This window comes from Dyadobacter sp. BHUBP1 (genome assembly GCF_050587785.1).
Classification (GTDB): Bacteria; Bacteroidota; Bacteroidia; order Cytophagales; family Spirosomataceae; genus Dyadobacter.
The window spans coordinates 474,335-492,150 of sequence record NZ_JBOBIH010000005.1; the positions used below are offsets into that span (position 1 = coordinate 474,335).

Sequence of the window (17,816 nt, forward strand, 5' to 3'; positions counted from 1 at the left end):
CGATTAGAATTTTACATTGAGATTGAAACCAATGCTGCGCGTGGGCGGCAAACCGGGCCAGAAATCGAGGCCGGTTGCATTATCCGACGAGTTCAGCACTTCCTCAGGGTCCATGTTCTCCGTCCATTTCTTGATCACGAGCACGTTGTTCGCAACAGCACTCAGGCGCAGGCCCTTCACAAATGCTTTTTCAGGCAGTAGTTTGCCCAGGTCATATCCCAATGTCAGCTGGCGCAATTTCCAGAAACCTGCATTCTGAACAAAGTCCTCGTTGATCCCCAGTGGGTTAATAGACTCGTAGAACGGCTGCACGGCTGCTTTCGTTTGGTTCACTTCGCCGTCCGGGTTCACCCCGTTCCCGATCACATAGCCTTCGGCTCGACCTGGTAATGTGCGTTTCGACAGCCCGTGACGCATGTAATTGATGTTCCGGCCCGCTATCATTTTATGGCCCAGTTTAAAGTCAACAAGCGCCGAAAGCATAATACCCTTGTAATTAAATGTATTGGTAATACCACCAAAATACCTGGGCAATGCATTTCCGACATTCATCAATGTATTGTTTCTCAAAGGCATACCGCTGTTCTTGTCGAAGACCTGCCTGCCTTGCGCATCGCGCAGGTATGTGAATGTGTAGAGCTGGCCGAGCGGCTTGCCCACCACCATATTGAGGGTCCGGCCACCTCCACCGCCGACGGTAATCACGGTGTCTTTCTCAGCCAGGCCCAGTTTCAGTACTTTGGAAGTATTGTAGGACACATTGAAGCTCATGTCCCAGGTAAAGTCCCTGGTTTTCACCGGTGAGCCTGTCAGCAACAGCTCGATACCCTTGTTCATGCTCCGGCCGACATTGATCAGCTGCGCGGTGTAGGAAGAAGCGTCTGAAATCTGAGCCGCAAGAATCTGATCGTCCGTGGTTTTATGGTAGTACGTTAAATCAAACCCGAGCAGGTTGTTGAACAACTTCATTTCCAGACCCACCTCGGCTTCCTTAATGCGGAGCGGGCGCAGGTTTTTATTCGGAACGACAGACGCGTTGACACCGCCCACCGGCACGGCCTGGCCCGACGGATTCGGGAAAGAGTTGTTATCTACTGCATAATACAATGCATTGGAATACGGGTTCACATTGTCGGAACCCACCTGCGCGTAAGCCGCACGCAGCTTGCCGAACGAAATCCAGGCCGGCAGGTTCGGGAAGGCCTGCGAGAAGATGAAGCTACCCGTTACCGACGGATAAAGGATACTCCGATTCTGGGGCGCGAGCGTTGAAAACCAGTCGTTTCGGGCCGTTACATTCAAGTAGATGAATTCCTTCCATGAAATGGTGGCAGCGCCGTACAGCGAGTTGATTTTCTTCTCCGAAAGCTGGTAAAGCGGGTTTTTAACCCGCCCATTCATGACCGTGTACAAGCCGGGCTGAACAAAATCCTGCACCGTAACGCTGTTGTAATCCATCCGGGCGTAGCGCTGGTTACCGCCCAATGTCACATCCAGGCCAATGTTGCCGAAGTTATGATTGCCACCGAGAATAAAGTCGAAGTTGCGCTCGGTATTGCGGCGCACATCCTGTGTAAATGAGCCATTTACATAACCCACCGGCGCTTTGGCGATCGGTGCATAGCCGTTGGGAATGTTGTAGTCCTGGTTGCGAACGTAAAAGTCCTGAGCGCCGCGGAGTTGCAGGTAAAGCCAGTCGGTAAACTGGTATTTCAAAGCCACATTACCAAACAGTCGGTCGCGGGCAATGTTCTCGAAATGGTGGCTGAGCGAATAATAGGGATTATTACGCACCAGGAAACGTGAAAACACAAATTCATCGCCGTTCGGTTTGGTCTGATTTTGCTTCAATGCTTCGAAAGGCATGGAATTAGCCAACGTGAAAATGACCGTCGATGTCGCGAAATCCTGAGTGTCGATCTGCGGCGGGTTCGTGTTCTTCTCTTTGGAATAATTGATATTCCCGAAAGCGGTAAGGCGTTTGGAAATGTTCTGTGTAAAACCCAGGTTTACCACCTTCCGGTTGAACTTGTTATTCTCCACAATGCCCCGGTTATCGCTGTTGGCCAGCGACAAACTGAAACCGCCGTTGGGGCCGTTGTTCGAAACAGTTATCGTGTTGGTCATGTTCGTCCCCGTGCGGTAAAACTTCTTCACACGCCCCCGTACGGGCTCGTAGGGCCAGGTTTCGTTGTCGAACAAGATTTGGGTCATGCCTGGCTGGAACTTCTCGCCGAAGCTCCACACGCCTGAGGTCGGATCGGCGGTCGTAGGACGTTTGCCGCCTTCTCCCTGACCGTATTCGTATTGAAAATCAGTAAAATCCAGCGGCGTATCGGTTGTAAAATTGATATTATAATCGAGGCCAATGCCTTTTCCCGTGCCCCGGTTTTTAGTCGTGATCATCACCACGCCGTCCTTCGCCCGCGAGCCGTACAGCGCCGCGGCGGTAGCACCTTTCAGCACGGTCATCGACTCGATGTCGTCCGGATTGATGCTGGAAAGACCGTCACCTCCATCGGAACTGTTCGCCGCACGCGGCCCGTAATCCCCTCCGCCGGCGAAGTTGGAGTTATCGATCGGCACGCCGTTCACGACAATGAGCGGGTTATTCTGCCCGCTGAACGACGATTGCCCGCGGATACGGATCTTGGCCGTTCCTCCGGGGCCAGTCGATAACGATGTAATATTCACACCCGCCATTTTGCCCTGTAACGAGCTCATGACGTTAGGCGTACGATTAGTAGAAATCTGGTCCGCATTCACCGTAGCGGTGGCATAACCGAGCGTTTTGGCCTCACGTTTAATACCAAGTGCCGTTACTACCACCTCCGTCAGATTCTTCGATTCCTGCATTAGCTGCACATCAATCGCCGACCGCGCGCCTACCGCAATCGTTTGGCTTACATAACCTATAAAGGAAAAGACGAGTGTCGCATTAGCTGGGGCATCCAGGGCATATTTTCCGTCGGCATCGGTCACGGTGCCCTGCGACGTGCCGCCGATCAGGATATTCACACCGGGCAAGGGTTCCTTATTCTCGCCGGTTACGGTGCCGGTTACCCGGCCTGCCTGGGCAAAAACCGGGCCGCTGTACAGTGTCACAAGCAGCACGATCATCGTAAAACATTTCTTCATCACATCTAATTGGGTCAAAATTCAGGGTGAATAGGAATTATGCAAAACGTACGCGAAAACCGTAATTGCTTACGGACACAAGGGTCAGGAATAGATTAGGCAAAAAAATAACGGGTACGGCCGTCATGGCCGAACGATAATATATATACGTAATCAAAAAAGAGTCCGCGCCGCCGTCGATGGGATATCATCGACGGAACCTATGCCTACATGGCAGTGAATACAAGCTATGTTTGAACTATATCTTTATGTTTAAACGATTAAGCAATTTATTAAACAAATGTCGAGTGATACTTGTCTTAGTCAGGTTGTTCTGTGATGGTATCGGGTACTTAAATAGCTTACCGGAACTGTGTCCGGTCGCAGGAGGAAATATTAAGCACCTATGTCTTTAATATCTGATACTTTAATCGGCGATAAGGGAACAGTGTATTCAAATGTAGATTTAATCGATTAAACAACAAAATTTCAAAGCAAAAATTTTAACATTTTTTCTAAAAATAAGCACATAGCCTTTTCCTTTGCCGCTAACGCATTGAATGGCCACAATGTAGTTTAGATAATGAATAGCCCGCTTTGCGTAAATACGGGCCACTTAACGGTAGTGAAACGTTAGATTCACCCTGAAATCCTCCTTATGGCTTTCCGATCATCCATCCTGTCATGACCTTTTTAAAACGTATGTTGGAACAATCCAGGCTCCCGCTGTCTGTCGGGCAGTTCTGGTGGTATTCCTTCTGTTATTGGGGCATTTTCGCGGTGATAACGTTCGGTCAGCTTATGATGCTGTGGCTTTTGAAGGAAGGGGTGGTAATGCAGCCTCACGAAATGTTTATATGGCTGCTCGACGGTCTTTTCTGGTGGTCCACGAGCCCGTTGGTGCTGTATGCAGCCATCAAAGTCCCGATCGCATTCAAGGTTCGCGAAAGTTCTTCTATTTTGAGACCTATCCTTGTGCATCTGGCGATCGTTACTTTTCTCAATCTCTTCATCAACATCCTGCATTATTACATTACCAACCCGCTCATGTACCGTGCGGTGGGTAAATCGGTGCCGTTGGAAAACTACCTGTTTTCATTTTTTATCGGCTATACCGCGAGTTTCGGTCAATACCTGCTGCTGGTAGTAGGGTTCAACAAGGTATCCTACATTTACCGCTACCAGGAACTGAAACAGCAGAATTTCGAAACCGAGCTGCATAACGAGCAGCTGCGCGGGCAACTGGCGAACGCGCAACTGCAATCGCTCAAGATGCAGCTTAACCCCCATTTCCTTTTCAATACGTTGCATAGCGTGGTAAGTCTGATGGTCAAAAACGACATCCGCAAAGCGACGCTCATGATCACCACACTGAGCGACCTCCTGCGCGCGGTGCTCGTGAACCAGTCGGCCGATTTCATTCCCTTGCAGAAGGAACTGCAACTCACCCGGCAATACCTCGATATCCAACAAATCCGTTTTCAGGACCGCCTGAAAGTCGAATACCACATCGACCCGGCGTCGGAACTTTACCCGGTGCCGCAACTCATCCTGCAACCGATCGTAGAAAATTCCATTACTCACGGTATTTCCGACATCACAACCAACGCGCTGATACGCATTACCAGTGCTGTGAGTGCCTCGGGCATGCAGGTTACGGTTTACGACAACGGCATTGGCGCTGCGTCACGGAAGTCGTCGAAAGGAATGGGACTTGGTTTACAAAACACACGACTAAGGCTTCAGCAAGCCTACGGCGCAAATGCCCGACTGGAATTTGACCAGCCGGTAGGTCGAGGTACATCGGTAACGCTCTTCTTTGAGCGCCGGCAACCGACCGCGGACGGCTGTGAAACAAATAACAATAACCCCGAAAAACTATGAAATACCGCTGCCTGATCATTGACGACGAAGTGCTGGCCAGGGACGTAATCAGGACATTTGTACAGCACGACCACTCCATTGAAATCACCGACGAAGCCGCTAATGGCCCGGAAGCGGTGGTGAAAATACTCCAACACCGCCCCGACGTCATTTTCCTGGATATTCAAATGCCCGAGCTCGACGGATTCGAGGTGCTGCGCGAGGTCTGGCCGCACCACCAGCCGTTCGTCGTGTTCACCACCGCATTCGACCAATATGCGCTGCGTGCATTCGAGGTGAATGCGATTGACTATTTGCTGAAACCTTTCGACGAGATCCGCTTCCACCAGTCGCTCGGGCGGTTGAAAGAGCGGCTTAGTCAAAAGTCGCAGCCGCGGATCGAGGAACTGGTAAATAGCCTCCTGCGCGACCAGAAAGAAAAGGAGGAGAACTATTTGCAGCGGTTGCTGGTGAAAGAAGCCGGCAAAATGTATCTGGTCAAAACGGACGATATCACGCATTTCTCGGCCGACGGTAATTACATATCCGTATACACGGCCCAAAAGAAAGTTTACACCGTTTATGAAAGCCTCGGCAGTCTCGAAAACCGTCTCGATCCGTCGGTCATGATCCGCGTGGGACGGTCGAACATCGTCAACATGAACTTCATTTCTGAGCTCGAAACGTACTTCAACGGCGAGTACATCATCCATTTGTCCACCGGTGAAAAAGTGAAATGGACTCGTGGTTACCGCGATAATATCAAGGCCTTTATCACCAAAATGGGTTAAGCAGGCAATACGGTTCACGATTTGAAATGCACGCTTTAAATAATAAAAAGTCCAGATCAGACATTTTTCGTACCCATTTCAACGATTTCGAGTACAAATTTGTCGGACAAGATAGCTTCCGGCCTTTGGGGGGTAGCTCCGGGCGGGTAGCCATCCCCGACACTCAATTGCAATTAAATCCGTTAGCCATGCTCTTCAAATCTACTACCAACTTGACCTCAGCGGTATCAGCCGCGCTCCACAACAGTAAGGGGCAACGCCAGGCCATCTTCATCGTTGCTTTTGCAGCTGCAATCATACTCTGGAAATGGTACGCGGGCCTCGCCCCTGCCAACCACGCGAATGCATGCAGCTCCATCTCGGAAACCGCCACCAGCGACCAGAAAATGGCCGGTATGAAATGGAGCTACGACGAACTGGCCCACAAACTGATCATTGAAAACACAGATCTCGCCTATGCCGAAATCGGCGAAGGTTTCACGAAAGGAATTGGCCGGGCCCTCAACAAGGTTACCCGACAAGGCATTGCCCGGCAAAATTCCGGCAAGCGGGTGTTGGTTAATTTGTGACCTGCACCACGAGCTTGCCTGTTGCATGCCCTCGCTCCATTTCTTCATGCGCCTGAGCGAGGTCGTGCCAATCGTAAATTTTTGAAACGTGCGGCCGTAGCTGGCCGGCTTCCACCATTTCTACCAGCTTTTGCAATACTTGTCCCTGGTGGTTATCCTGCTCAGGGGCATTATGGCGCCGGCGGCCGCCCATAAACTGATAGCTTAGCGTGATGTTCTTCAACAATAGCTGATAACCTTGCTGCTCGCCCACGGCAACCGGTAATATCGTGCAAATGTGGCCGTTATGCGAAACGTAGCTAAGGCTATGGGAGAAGCAATCCGCTCCGACGTTGTCCATGATCAAACCAGCTCCCTGGCCTCCGGTAATGTCCATAACAGCATCGGTGATATTCGTTTTGTAATTCAGCACATGGTCTGCTCCCAGCTCATCGGCACAAAAAGCGAGGGATTCGGGGCGGCTTGCGGTGGTGATTATCCTGCACCCGGCATTTCTGGCGAGTTGAATGGCCAGGTGCCCTACGCCACCGGCACCGGCATGAATGACGACCCATTCGCCTGGCCGAACCCGCAGCCGATCGAACAATGCCTCATAAGCGGTGATCCCTACCAAAGGTATGGCTGCGGCCGTTGCATCCGCGAGTGTGCCTGCCAGTGCGCATGAGCGATGATCGATGGCCAAGTATTCCGCATTGGCACCGTTGCGAAAGGGCGTCGGTGAACCGATTACCCGATCCCCGATTTCGAAGCCCGTCACATCCGGGCCCATTTCGACCACGGTGCCGCAAACATCGAAACCCAACGTAAGCGGGAAATGCCTGGTAACAGAAGCCTTGTTACGAATCCGGCAATCGAGCGGGTTAACGCTGGTTGTCAATACTTTTAAAATGAGGTCATTCGCGGTTGGAACCGGATCCGCCACCTGTTGCATCGCGAACACTTCGCGCGCCGGCCCGTGGGCGGTAATTACATTTGCTTTCATAGTTTTTTGATTTTTTAGCAAATGTCGGGGCATCGACCGCGGGGGTACTTGCGCGTCAGGGAGCGCTATTTGTGCAAACGGGAGTTTTTGAATACCACAGGCCGAACCTTGTATTTTCTTACAAAAGCATTTGAAAAAGCGGCAGCGCTTTCATATCCGCATTGGAAAGCAACGGCCGAAATATCCAAATTCGTCTCCGACAGCAATTTCGCGGCGCGTTCGAGGCGGAGGTCGCATTGATATTGGAAAACAGAGGTGCGTAATTGTTCGCGAAAAAGCTGTTTCAGGCGAAAGCTGTTGGTACCCGTCAGCCGGGAAAGCTCGGCGATCGTAAGAAAGCGCTCGGCGCGGTGAATATGCCAGACGGCCTCCTCTAAAATGGCTTGCCCACGGGAGCGCGGGGTACGCGGGAGCGCAAGTGACGCGAGATTAAAAAGTTGTTCGGTGACCAATTTCTCCTGATACAGGTTTAGCAGGCCCGGACTTTCCCGCGATAGGTTTTTGAGCTGTAAAAATGACTGGGAGCAATCCTCAGACAGGGTTATTACCTGTAATTCTTTCTCGAAAACAGCAGGCGCATCGCGTTGCAGCATCGCCACGTGCGTGTCCGAAAGGTGCAGGTGAATCACTTTAAAACCCGTGTTACCTGGTAACGTAGCCTGGTAGGGCTCCTCTTCCGTCCGGTAAAACAGCGCCTGCCCGGTCCGGAAACCGTATTCCCGCGAATGCCTCGGCACCGACCTCGATTCGCCGGCAATGCATAGTACCATTTTGTAAAAACTAGCCGTGTAGTTCACATTTAACGTATGGCCCACATTTGTCTGAAAATCAAACCAATGTACACCTTGTGTTAAAGTAGCTTCCGACTGCTCATAATGGCTGTAAAGCGGTCGATCCGCGAAAACTGGAGCGGGTTTCCCGGGAAAAAGCGGTTCATTCTGATAGGAAATCCTCATGATAGCTCACATTTCGATTCCTGCAAAATAAAAAACGCTCCCGAAAAACCCGCCCGGCGAGTTATTAATAGGCTGCTTCCAACTCGGTTTCTTCTACAACGGCCTTTTGTTCAACCTTCGGCGGTAGCAGTTTGTACATTACCGGCGTCACCAGACGTGACAGCAGCGTAGAGCTGATCAACCCGCCGATCAGTACCAATGCCAGCGGTGAATACAAAGCGCTGTACTCGATCACAAGCGGCAGCAATCCGCCGATCGCGGTCATAGAAGTGAGCAATATCGGTACGAAACGGATTTCGCCGGCTTCGATAATGGCTTCTTCAATGCTCTTGCCCTGCTCGCGGAGCTGGTTGGTGAAATCGACTACCAGCAGCGAGTTCTTCACTTCAATACCCACCAATGCAATGAAGCCGATCGTGGCTGTGAATGAGAGCGTCTCGCCTGTCAGGAAGAGCATCGCCAGACCACCCACGATTCCCAGCGGGATTACCGACAGTACTATGAGAATGCTTTTGAAGGTTTTGAATTCCAGTATCAACACCCCCAGGAAACCGAAAACGGTAATGAGTATGATCAATCCCAATCCGCCGAAACTTTCTTCCTGGCTCTCTTTCTCGCCGGCCACTTTGAAATGCTGGCCTTTTTCAAATTTAAATTGGTTGAGCTTCGCCGTAATGTCGTCGTTCATTTTCTGCACATTATAGCCAGGCTTCACGAATGCCGAAACGGTCACGTAGCGGTCTTTGTCGTAATGCCGGATCTGGTTCGGCGAGCTCTCCATTTCAATGGTCGCGATGTTTTTCAACGGAATGCTTGCGCCTGATGCCGAGGTAACATACAGCTTATCAAAAACACTATAATCCTGAATGGCTGCGTTACGCGGCACCGACACGTTGATATTGTAGCTATCCGCCTTACCCACATCTTCGCGGAAAGTGGCCACGTTCAGCCCGGCAGCTCCCAGCCGCACCGTACGATCGATGTCGGCCGAGGAAATGCCCAGCGTTCCGGCTTTCTGTTTATTGATGTTGATGCGTAAGTCGGTCGGTTGTACCAGCAACGGATTGTTGACGTAAATGGTACCTTCGGTTTTGGTTAGCAAGTCGGCGACGCGGAAGGCGGTTTTGCGCAAGTCTTCCAGGTTTTCACCATAGATACGATAGGCCAGCGGCGCTTCGATCAGCGGGCCCTGTTCAAAGTCTTTCACTTTGATCTCGGCACCGGGATAGCGTTCCAGCTTTTTGCGCAGCTTTTCGATTACCTCCACTTTTTCTTCAGTTTCAAGTCCCTCTACCTGCACAAAAATCTCGGCAAAGTTTTCGCTCTCATTCCGCTGCACTACATTATAATATACCCGTGGATTCCCCTTGCCGACGTTTGTAGCAAAGGAGGTAATGAGCGGTTCCTGTTTGAGAACGCCTTCCACATAGCGCGCGATCTCGTTCGTCTTTTTGAGGTTGGTACCCTGCGGCGTTTCAATGTCAATCAAAAACATCGGCTTCTCCGACTTCGGAAAAAGGCTGTTGCCAATGAGCGGCACCAATGCCAGTGAACCGGCGAATATCAAACCGGCAATCGCCAATGTCGTTTTAGGCCAATGCAGTGCACGGTCGAGCACGCTCCCGTAGGTCTTGTGAATGCCTTTTTTCATGCCGCGCAACAGCCAGTTACCCTCTTCCGAAGCGTGCGGTTTCAATATTACGCTTGACAGGAACGGTACCACGGTCAGCGACACAAGCATTGAAGCGAATACCGTGGTGATCACCGACATCGGTAAACTGCGGATAAAGTCGCCCGCGCCCTCGGGCAGGAACACGAGCGGGAGGAATGCGAAGATCAGCAAGATCGTACAACCCACCACCGCAAGGCCGATTTGTGACGACGCCTGAATGGCCGCCTGCACCTTGCCGTAACCCATCCGCAAATACCGCTCGATATTTTCCACAACCACAATGCTGTCGTCCACCAGGATACCCAAGGCCACAATCATCCCGACAATGCTGAGCTGGTTGATATTGTACCCGAGCAGGTTCATCATCGTGAGACCGATCGCGAGCGAAAGCGGGATCGAGATCATCACCACCAGCGACGCCCGCGTGCCGAGCGGCAGCAATGTGAGCAATACAAGTAAGATGGCTATCCCAAAATCCCGTGCGAAATGCGACAACCGGGTATCCACACTGCTGGCCTGATCGAACACCTTGATCATTTCTATATTCGGAGGCAATGTCTTTTGAAATTCCGCTACTACCGGCTCCACCTGATCACGCACTGAAATGATGTTCTCGCCTTCCTTCTGGCTCACATTCACAAAGCTGCACCGGAAGCCGTTCAAACGGGTAATGTGCGTTTCGTCTTCGTAGCCCATTTTCACATCAGCTACGTCTTTGAGATACACGATCTTTCCATCCGAACGCGACACCACGGTATTGGCCACCTCGTCGAGCGTGCGGTAACTGCCGCTCGTTTTGATATTGAGCTTTTTGGTAGCCATGCTGATGCTCCCGCCGGGAATGTTCACGCCCTCGCTCTGCAATGCGCCCACGATCTGGTCCTGGGTCAGCCGCTGTTGCGCGATCTTCTGCAAGTTCAGGCTCACTTTCACCTGTGGTTCGGGAATGCCCGAGTATTCTACCTTTTTAAGTGTTTTGATCTTTTCGAGGCGCTCTTTGAAATCCTTCGAATACTTCTTCAACTGCGTGTAAGTTGCGTTCTCGCTGATGAGTGCATATTGATAAATGCTTACATCGGACGGGATCTGTTTGTTGATGCGGATATCGGCAATGTCGGCCGGAAGTTGCGAGCGGAGTGCATTGATCTCCCTAACCACTTCCTGGTATTTATCGTCCGGATCGGAACTGTATTTGTATATCACCTGCATCACCGCAAGGCCGTCGCGGATATCGGTGATGATATGCTTCATATCATCGAGTTCGTTGATCTTCTTTTCCATCGGGTCCACCACCAGTTGCTCCATATCTTTCGGGTTAGCACCGGGGTATACTACCACCACTGTAAATTGCGGCGGGTGAATGTCGGGGTCCTCGCTTCGGGGCATGGTGAAGAGCGAGTAAAGCCCCAGCGCCAGCACCCCCAGGAATATCACCAGGGTAAACTGGTAATTTTTGACAGCAAATTCAGGTAATTTCATGGTCTTTGTGGTTGAAACAGGTTACTGAACTACTTTAATCGCCGATCCTTCGGCCAGATAAGCCGATCCTTCGCGGATCACCCGCGCACCTGCATCTATACCCGCGAGGATAAATGCCTTGTCTCCATCCAGGAATGCGATCTTCACGCGCTTCTTCTGCGCCCTGTTGCCTTCGGCCACGAACACGAATGCGCTGTCGTTTTCCCCTTCGATCAATGCGTCGACGGGAACGGAAACCATACTGGTCTTTTCTTTCGGGTAAATATGTACCTTGGCAAAAAGGCCGCTGGCGAGCTTGGCAGCAGGTTTATCAAGTGTGATTTCTGCCTGGTAAAGCCCCGAGACCGGGTCGCTCACCTGCGCGAGGGTTTTTATATGGCCCGTAAATGTCTGGGAGTATGCATCGAAATTAATCTCCGCTTTCTCGCCGCCTTTCAGCCTGGCCCAATCTTTATCCGTAAGGCCGCATTTCACGACCCAGTCGCTGCTGCTGGTGCTGCTGATATGCAGAATGGGCGTGCCACCTTGCACCTGTTCGCCGGCATTCTGCAATTTCTGCATCACTACGCCGTCGGCAGTGGAGAAGATTCTGGTTTGAGACAAATTGAATTTGACAATATCGAGCTGCTTTTCCGCGAGTACCAATGCCGTTTGGGTATTTTCCAGCTGTTCTTTTGTCGCCACGCTGTCGCGGTACAGGTTCTGCACACGGCGGGCATCGCGTTGCGCTTTCAGGAAGTTTTCTTCGGCCTGGCCCATTTGCGCGGCTATTTCAGTGGTGTTAAGCGTTGCCAAAAGCTGCCCTTTGCGTACCTTATCGCCTTCTTTTACCAGAATATCCTTGATAATACCGCCGATCTTGAACGATAAACGCGCTTCATTTTCAGAGCCCAGTAATCCGGATGTTTCTACGGCCTGCGCCTGGGTCAATGCGGCTGAACTAATGACTTTTACCGGAATCGTGTCGTCGGTCTGCTCCGGTTTCTTTTCCTCCTTGCATGCGGCGGTCAGTAGCGCCGTTGCGAGCACGTAGGCGTATATGATGGGATGTGTTGTAGCTTTCATGTCAAATTCAGTTTGAGAATAAGTAGCTCGCCCGGGCCCGTTCCAGCTCTGCCGCACGGGTTTGGACATTCAAATAGGAAATACTTTGTTGAAGCTGGTCGTTGATCAGCCGGTTCTGGGCATCGAGCAATTCAATATACAGCAACTGACCTTCCCGGTAGAGTTTCTGCTGATCCTGGTAATATTGTTGTGATAATGCGGTCTGACTTTTGGCAGCCCGGTAAGTAAGCACTGCCGACTGAAAAGTATTGGCTGCTGTTTTGTTTTGAAGTTGAAGTTGTTGCTCTACCTGGCTGATCTGCTCACCGGTAGCTTTTTGTTCCAATTCAGCCTGTTTCACTTTGTATTGCGTGCGGTTGTTGGCAAAAACCCGCCAGTCGAGCGTCACGCCAAAGAGGTAATAGCGGGTATCCCGGTTGAAATTCACAAAGTCACCCTGCGAACCAAGGTCTATGAACGTAGAGAGCTTCGGCAATGCCCCCGCGCGCGCCAGCTGGCCGGATAATGCGTTGATTTTCGAAAGCGATTCCAACTTCGCTAGTTCCTCTCTCCTACCCGCCACGGCCGTATCCGCGAGAACCTCCGATTCGCTCGGCCTACCTATTTCCAGGCTGGTTTCCAACGGATTATTCAGCAGAAAATTGAAATAAGCTTTCGCATTAATGGATTGATTCCGCGCGTCCACCAGCCTTGCTTCCAGGCCTACCACTTCATTTTCCGAGCGGGTTACGACCGTGCGGATTGCCTTATCGTTTTTAACCAATGCCTGATTGAACCGCAAATTCTCTTTTGCCAGCGAAACCGCACTTTCCAGGATGCGCACAGCCTCATCGGCCTGCTGGCAAGCATAGTAGGCCAACTTGATCTCCTTCACCAACTCTCTCCTGTAAACGTCGACCTCCGCCTGCTGCAAATGAATCTGCTCCTTGCGGATCTTCGTATTGTAGGTAATCTCCGCATTGTAAAGCGGAAGAGAGGTGCGGAATTTGGCGTCGTAATAATTCCGCGGATTGAACGTCTGGCTCACGTTTTCCACTTTGGGAAATGCCGACGAGTTGGTGAGTTCATTGAGTGAATTATATACCGGGTTCAGCAAATCACCGATGGGAATGCTGATCTTCCTTCCTCCGCGTGAATCGAGGTAAGAAGTACTGAAATTGACCTCGGGGTAAAAAAACGTCCTTGCTTCTTTCAGCGCGAACAGGTTCCGTTCGAGAATAAAGCTCTGCTGTTTGAGCCCCTGATTATTGCGCAGGCCGTGATCTATATACCCTTGCAAATGCGCGTCCTGCCCTCGAACGGGTGCGAAAAGGCTCAGCAAAGGCACAAGAAGGTACTGCCAATGCCGCGGCATGGGTTTCAATAATCGCATCATTTTAAGTAATGTTTAGTTTATAAACAGTGTTTAGTGAATGGCAAAATTTTTTACTTTTTCAGATTGGCTAAAAATAAATCGAATGAGTTATACAGTATTTCCCGTGTAGCGTCGTCCGGCATCATCAGGATGCACATGCGTTCCCTGACGTAGAGTGAAACCAATCCATGCACAAACGACCAAACCTGGACCGCCGTCACGTACAAATCGCCTTGCCTGATCTTATTTTCTTCCAGACAAGCCGAAAGCGTCGTCAACAAATAACCGAACGCACATTCACCAGATTTCCACTTTTCCTCATTCTTGATCTGCTCCATCGGCGCGCGCATGATGAACATCAGATCATAGTAATCAGGGTTCTCCAAACCGAATTCAATGTACGTTTTGCCCAAAGCGGCCAGTCTTTCGAATGGGTCGGCAATCACATCGTTCTGGCGCAGGTGCTTTTCTAGAATCTCAAACGCGTTTTCATGAATCACAAAGAAAATTTCGTCTTTATCCTTGAAATACAGATAGATAGTAGCGGGACTATATTCAATATCATCGGCAATGCTGCGAATCGACGTCTTATCGTAGCCTTGCTTCAAAAACAACTGAGTCGCCGACTCAATGATCAGGTTCCTCATTTCCTGCTTTTCCCGCTCTTTTCTTTCCTTAATCGCCATGCTTTTGTAATTACAATGTGAATATAATAAACACTGTTTAGTAAATGCAAGTTGTTTATCAAAATAAGGGAGGAATGGCGGAATTCTACCCATGAGCGGGAGAAGAATATGCGGGCAAAGTTATTTACGCTTGAAACGGTCGTCGGTAAGGGCTTCGAGAAAGGCTACGATGTCGTCGACCTCGTTATCGGAAAGATTCAGCGAGCTGCCGAGCGAGAGGTCGCGATTAATGGGACTGCGTACAAATTTGTCGGGTGTATTGTAGTACTGTACTACCTCCCGCAAAGTTTTAAACATGGCATTGTGCATGTACGGCGCTGTAACGGCCACGTTCCGCAGGCCGGGCACTTTAAAAAGGCCGATATGCGAGCTGTCTCCGGTCACTTTAAAACGGCCGGAATCATTCAGTTCCTTGCCATTAAACAGGCCTATGCTTTTAAACCGGTCTGCGGTGAAATCCTCGCCCGAATGACAGGTAGCGCAGTTGGCTTTACCTATAAACAGCATCCTGCCCCGAACGGCAGCCGCCGACATCGCATTGACATCCCCGTCCAGGTAGCGATCATAAGGCGTATCGGTGGTTTCCAGCGTTCGTTCAAATGCCGCAATGGCGCTGAGCAGGTTTTTAGCATTAACCTCGGTTTTGAATATCTTTTGAAATGCGGCACTGTAAAAATCATCCTTTTTCAGGCGTTCCACAGCTTGGTCCACCGGCAAGTCCATTTCATCGCGCGTTACGAGCGGCCCGAGTGCCTGCTCTTCGAGCGAACCGGCACGGCCATCCCAAAAGAAATCGGTCCGGCCCGAAAGGTTCGTTAACGCCGGACTGTTGCGCGTCAGTCGCGTACCTTTATCGCCAATGCTGAAAGCCGCGGTATCCGCGAACGCAAACTGTGGGATATGGCACGAAGCACAGCTGATCGCCCGCCCTCGCGAGAGGATCGGGTCGGAAAACAGCTTTTCCCCCAGTTCCTCCTTTGTTTTCAACTCCACTGATGCCTCGTTGGTTTGCAACGACACGAATGCCAGCGAGCCGCCGCAAAGCACGGCTGCCAGCCATTTTGTAATACCCATTTGAAAACTTGGATTTAAATCAATGTACTTCAAAAGACTCCTTGAAAGGCACGCAGAGGCCGTCTTCGTTGGAACACAAAAGTCCTTTGATCGTCCCTGAAACTTTGCCGCCTGCGCTGGTCACCCTGATCGTCTGCCGGAACTCAGCTTTGTCAGTGAAGTAGGTATAAGCCTTGTCCCAGGTCGGGTTCACGGCTTTGAGTGGCTTCACTGCCTGTATCTCGCCTACGAGCTGGTAGGCGTTGCTGGCGTTGAACGCAAATTCCGTAGGGAGCGGGCCGACATCACCCTTGAAATCGGACGAGTAGAGCTTCCAGTTTTTGTCAATATCCGCCGAAAATACCACTTCTACCTGCTCACCGGGTTTGGCCCCTGTTTTCGAGAGGCTCACTTTCCATCGGGAAATGTCTTTCAGATCCTGGCTAAAAACGCTGCTTGCTGAGCACAGCATCAGTATTAAAATTCTGTAAATCATAGGAATATCATTTTGAAAAAGCAATATCAAACAACTGCAAAGCACACGACACCTTGCCGGGCCGGCCTTGCAGTTGTCTCAAATCACCACGTACCTAGTTTGTTGAACTCACGATTTAGTCCAAGTATTTTCGTGTTGTATAGGAGTACGATCGTTGCGCCATCATGTGACGATGCGCAAGTCCGTAGCATTGTTGTTACATACCTGACGGCATTTCATCAAACGGTCGATATTCGATTTGCTGCCAATATTACATCGCTAACGCGATCCGACGTCTTACAGACCAGCGCCGTCAGGCACGTAACATGGGTAGAAAATGGTGGTCCAATCCGTTTCTGCAATCCCGTAGGGGTGTAACAACAACGACTGTCACAATACCGAAAATCCTATTTCGAGCTTTTGGTCGTACCAACCTCCGCAGAACTAACACCCGAAGGCACCGGCTCAGAGATGAGCTCATTCAAATCCTTATTCCATTTCGCCACGTAATCCTCAAAGTATTTGCCAGTAATCTCGCCGGTATAGCCGGTGTGGATCTGGCGCACTTCGCCTTTACGGTCGATCAGGATCGTAGTCGGGAAAGCCATCATACGGTTGAGCGCAGGCAGCTTGTCGGAAGCTACTTTCTTATCCGCGATACCGCCGAAAAGAATATCATATTCAATGCCATATTTCTTTTTCAGTGTGCCAAGCGTGTATTTGGCATATTCGAGATCGTCCTTCTGCTCGAAACCAATGGCAATCGCTTCTACCCCACGATCCTTGTTGGCACGGTACCACGGCGCGAGGAACGACGTTTGGTCGGTACAGTTAGGGCACCAGGTGCCGATGATCTCCACGATCACCACCTTGCCTTTATACTTGTCATCGCTGAGGGAAACCTGCTTGCCGTCCAGGTCAGGCAATGTAAAATCGAGCTTTTTGTAGCCCTCTTTCAAATAAGTCAGTTTATAAGGATCCGGAAGCTCGGCCTTATCGTTCTTGCTGCCTTCGAATTTGGTATTGTCATAAATCCCCGAGCTGATCACACCGGTAATACTGCCGTCCTCGTTGATTTTGCCCTTGTACACGCGCGGGTTTGGGCCCGAGAAGTGCGAGAGCACAAATTCGTCGCCTTGTACCACGCCTTCCAGCTCCCGGCTATCCCCTACCGTGGACATTACCACACCGGTCAGTTTGTTGCCTTCCTGTTTCAGGAGCGCCACATTATCAGGCATTTTGGCTTTACTGAAAACCTGTAAATCCCATTTGCCCGAAAGGTTATGCTTCGTAGGCCGCTCTTTGCCTTGTTCTACAAAGCGGTAGTTTTTGCCGTATTCGGCCGAGAATGGCAGCGCATTGCCGCGGAAGCCCGGCACCAGGCTGCGGTACTCGCCGGTGATCTTGCCGTCGGTTTCCACCTTCGCCACAAGCGCGGCGTCGTAGGTATTCATTTTCACAAAAATTGAGTCGGCACCGAGTCTGGTGACTTTGAAATCGTCGCGGCGGGTGCCGTTCAGGAGTGTCAGGATCGGGTGGTCTTTGTCTTTGGCATTGTATTCAAAATTAAACGGAATGTGTGTCTCGCTGATCACAAACTCGCCGCGCCATATGCCTTGCTTGGGCGCTTTGGCATCGGGACCATCGCCTGCAAATGCTGCACTGCCGAACAATGTGGCTCCTGCCAATGCCACGGCTTTCATCTGGTTGTTGATTTTCATACAACTGGAAATTTTTAGGTTTTTGTAAAAGAA

13 protein-coding genes are annotated in these 17,816 nt (G+C 50.8%); 3 read left to right on the forward strand and 10 right to left on the reverse strand.

Annotation, left to right across the window (positions count from 1 at the left end; all coding sequences use genetic code 11):
- Positions 1-3: 3 nt before the first annotated feature.
- The gene (locus ACQ4MZ_RS21960) at positions 4-3,138 is read right to left on the reverse strand and encodes a SusC/RagA family TonB-linked outer membrane protein (RefSeq protein WP_430848504.1); all 3,135 of its coding nucleotides are present in this window, start codon (positions 3,136-3,138) and stop codon (positions 4-6) included.
- 663 nt (positions 3,139-3,801) lie between these two features.
- Here ACQ4MZ_RS21960 and ACQ4MZ_RS21965 point away from each other — a divergent pair.
- The 3 genes from ACQ4MZ_RS21965 (at position 3,802) to ACQ4MZ_RS21975 (ending at position 6,340) form a co-directional block, all read left to right on the forward strand.
- Positions 3,802-5,001, forward strand: a complete 1,200-nt coding sequence (locus ACQ4MZ_RS21965; protein WP_430848506.1) for a sensor histidine kinase — start codon at positions 3,802-3,804, stop codon at positions 4,999-5,001.
- Positions 4,998-5,771 carry a LytR/AlgR family response regulator transcription factor gene (locus tag ACQ4MZ_RS21970; protein ID WP_430848508.1) on the forward strand — a complete coding sequence of 258 codons (774 nt, stop codon included), beginning with the start codon at positions 4,998-5,000 and terminating at the stop codon, positions 5,769-5,771. The genes ACQ4MZ_RS21965 and ACQ4MZ_RS21970 overlap by 4 nt, the downstream gene beginning before the upstream one ends.
- Positions 5,772-5,959: 188 nt before the next feature.
- Entirely contained in the window at positions 5,960-6,340 is a 381-nt protein-coding gene (locus ACQ4MZ_RS21975; RefSeq protein WP_430848510.1) for a hypothetical protein, read from the forward strand.
- Here ACQ4MZ_RS21975 and ACQ4MZ_RS21980 read toward each other — a convergent pair.
- The 9 genes from ACQ4MZ_RS21980 to ACQ4MZ_RS22020 all read right to left on the reverse strand — a co-directional run bounded on the left by ACQ4MZ_RS21980 (position 6,330) and on the right by ACQ4MZ_RS22020 (position 17,783).
- Complete coding sequence (locus tag ACQ4MZ_RS21980; protein ID WP_430848512.1) at positions 6,330-7,322, reverse strand: quinone oxidoreductase family protein; 993 nt, start codon at positions 7,320-7,322, stop codon at positions 6,330-6,332. The two genes, ACQ4MZ_RS21975 and ACQ4MZ_RS21980, sit on opposite strands and share 11 nt — an antisense overlap.
- A gap of 65 nt (positions 7,323-7,387) precedes the next feature.
- Complete coding sequence (locus tag ACQ4MZ_RS21985) at positions 7,388-8,278, reverse strand: helix-turn-helix domain-containing protein (RefSeq protein ID WP_430848514.1); 891 nt, start codon at positions 8,276-8,278, stop codon at positions 7,388-7,390.
- A gap of 64 nt (positions 8,279-8,342) precedes the next feature.
- Positions 8,343-11,429: an efflux RND transporter permease subunit gene (locus ACQ4MZ_RS21990; RefSeq protein ID WP_430848516.1), complete on the reverse strand. Its 3,087-nt coding sequence runs from the start codon at positions 11,427-11,429 to the stop codon at positions 8,343-8,345.
- Positions 11,430-11,450: 21 nt separating this feature from the next.
- Positions 11,451-12,494 (reverse strand): efflux RND transporter periplasmic adaptor subunit, encoded by a 1,044-nt coding sequence (locus tag ACQ4MZ_RS21995; protein WP_430848518.1) that lies wholly within the window; start codon positions 12,492-12,494, stop codon positions 11,451-11,453.
- A gap of 7 nt (positions 12,495-12,501) precedes the next feature.
- Complete coding sequence (locus ACQ4MZ_RS22000) at positions 12,502-13,869, reverse strand: TolC family protein (RefSeq protein WP_430848520.1); 1,368 nt, start codon at positions 13,867-13,869, stop codon at positions 12,502-12,504.
- Positions 13,870-13,919: 50 nt separating this feature from the next.
- Positions 13,920-14,534: a TetR/AcrR family transcriptional regulator gene (locus ACQ4MZ_RS22005; protein ID WP_430848522.1), complete on the reverse strand. Its 615-nt coding sequence runs from the start codon at positions 14,532-14,534 to the stop codon at positions 13,920-13,922.
- 120 nt (positions 14,535-14,654) lie between these two features.
- Positions 14,655-15,608 carry a cytochrome-c peroxidase gene (locus ACQ4MZ_RS22010; protein WP_430848524.1) on the reverse strand — a complete coding sequence of 318 codons (954 nt, stop codon included), beginning with the start codon at positions 15,606-15,608 and terminating at the stop codon, positions 14,655-14,657.
- Between the two features lie 19 nt (positions 15,609-15,627).
- Complete coding sequence (locus ACQ4MZ_RS22015; RefSeq protein WP_430848526.1) at positions 15,628-16,083, reverse strand: protein-disulfide reductase DsbD domain-containing protein; 456 nt, start codon at positions 16,081-16,083, stop codon at positions 15,628-15,630.
- A 386-nt stretch (positions 16,084-16,469) separates the two neighbouring features.
- Positions 16,470-17,783 carry a peroxiredoxin family protein gene (locus ACQ4MZ_RS22020; RefSeq protein ID WP_430848528.1) on the reverse strand — a complete coding sequence of 438 codons (1,314 nt, stop codon included), beginning with the start codon at positions 17,781-17,783 and terminating at the stop codon, positions 16,470-16,472.
- Positions 17,784-17,816: the final 33 nt, after the last annotated feature.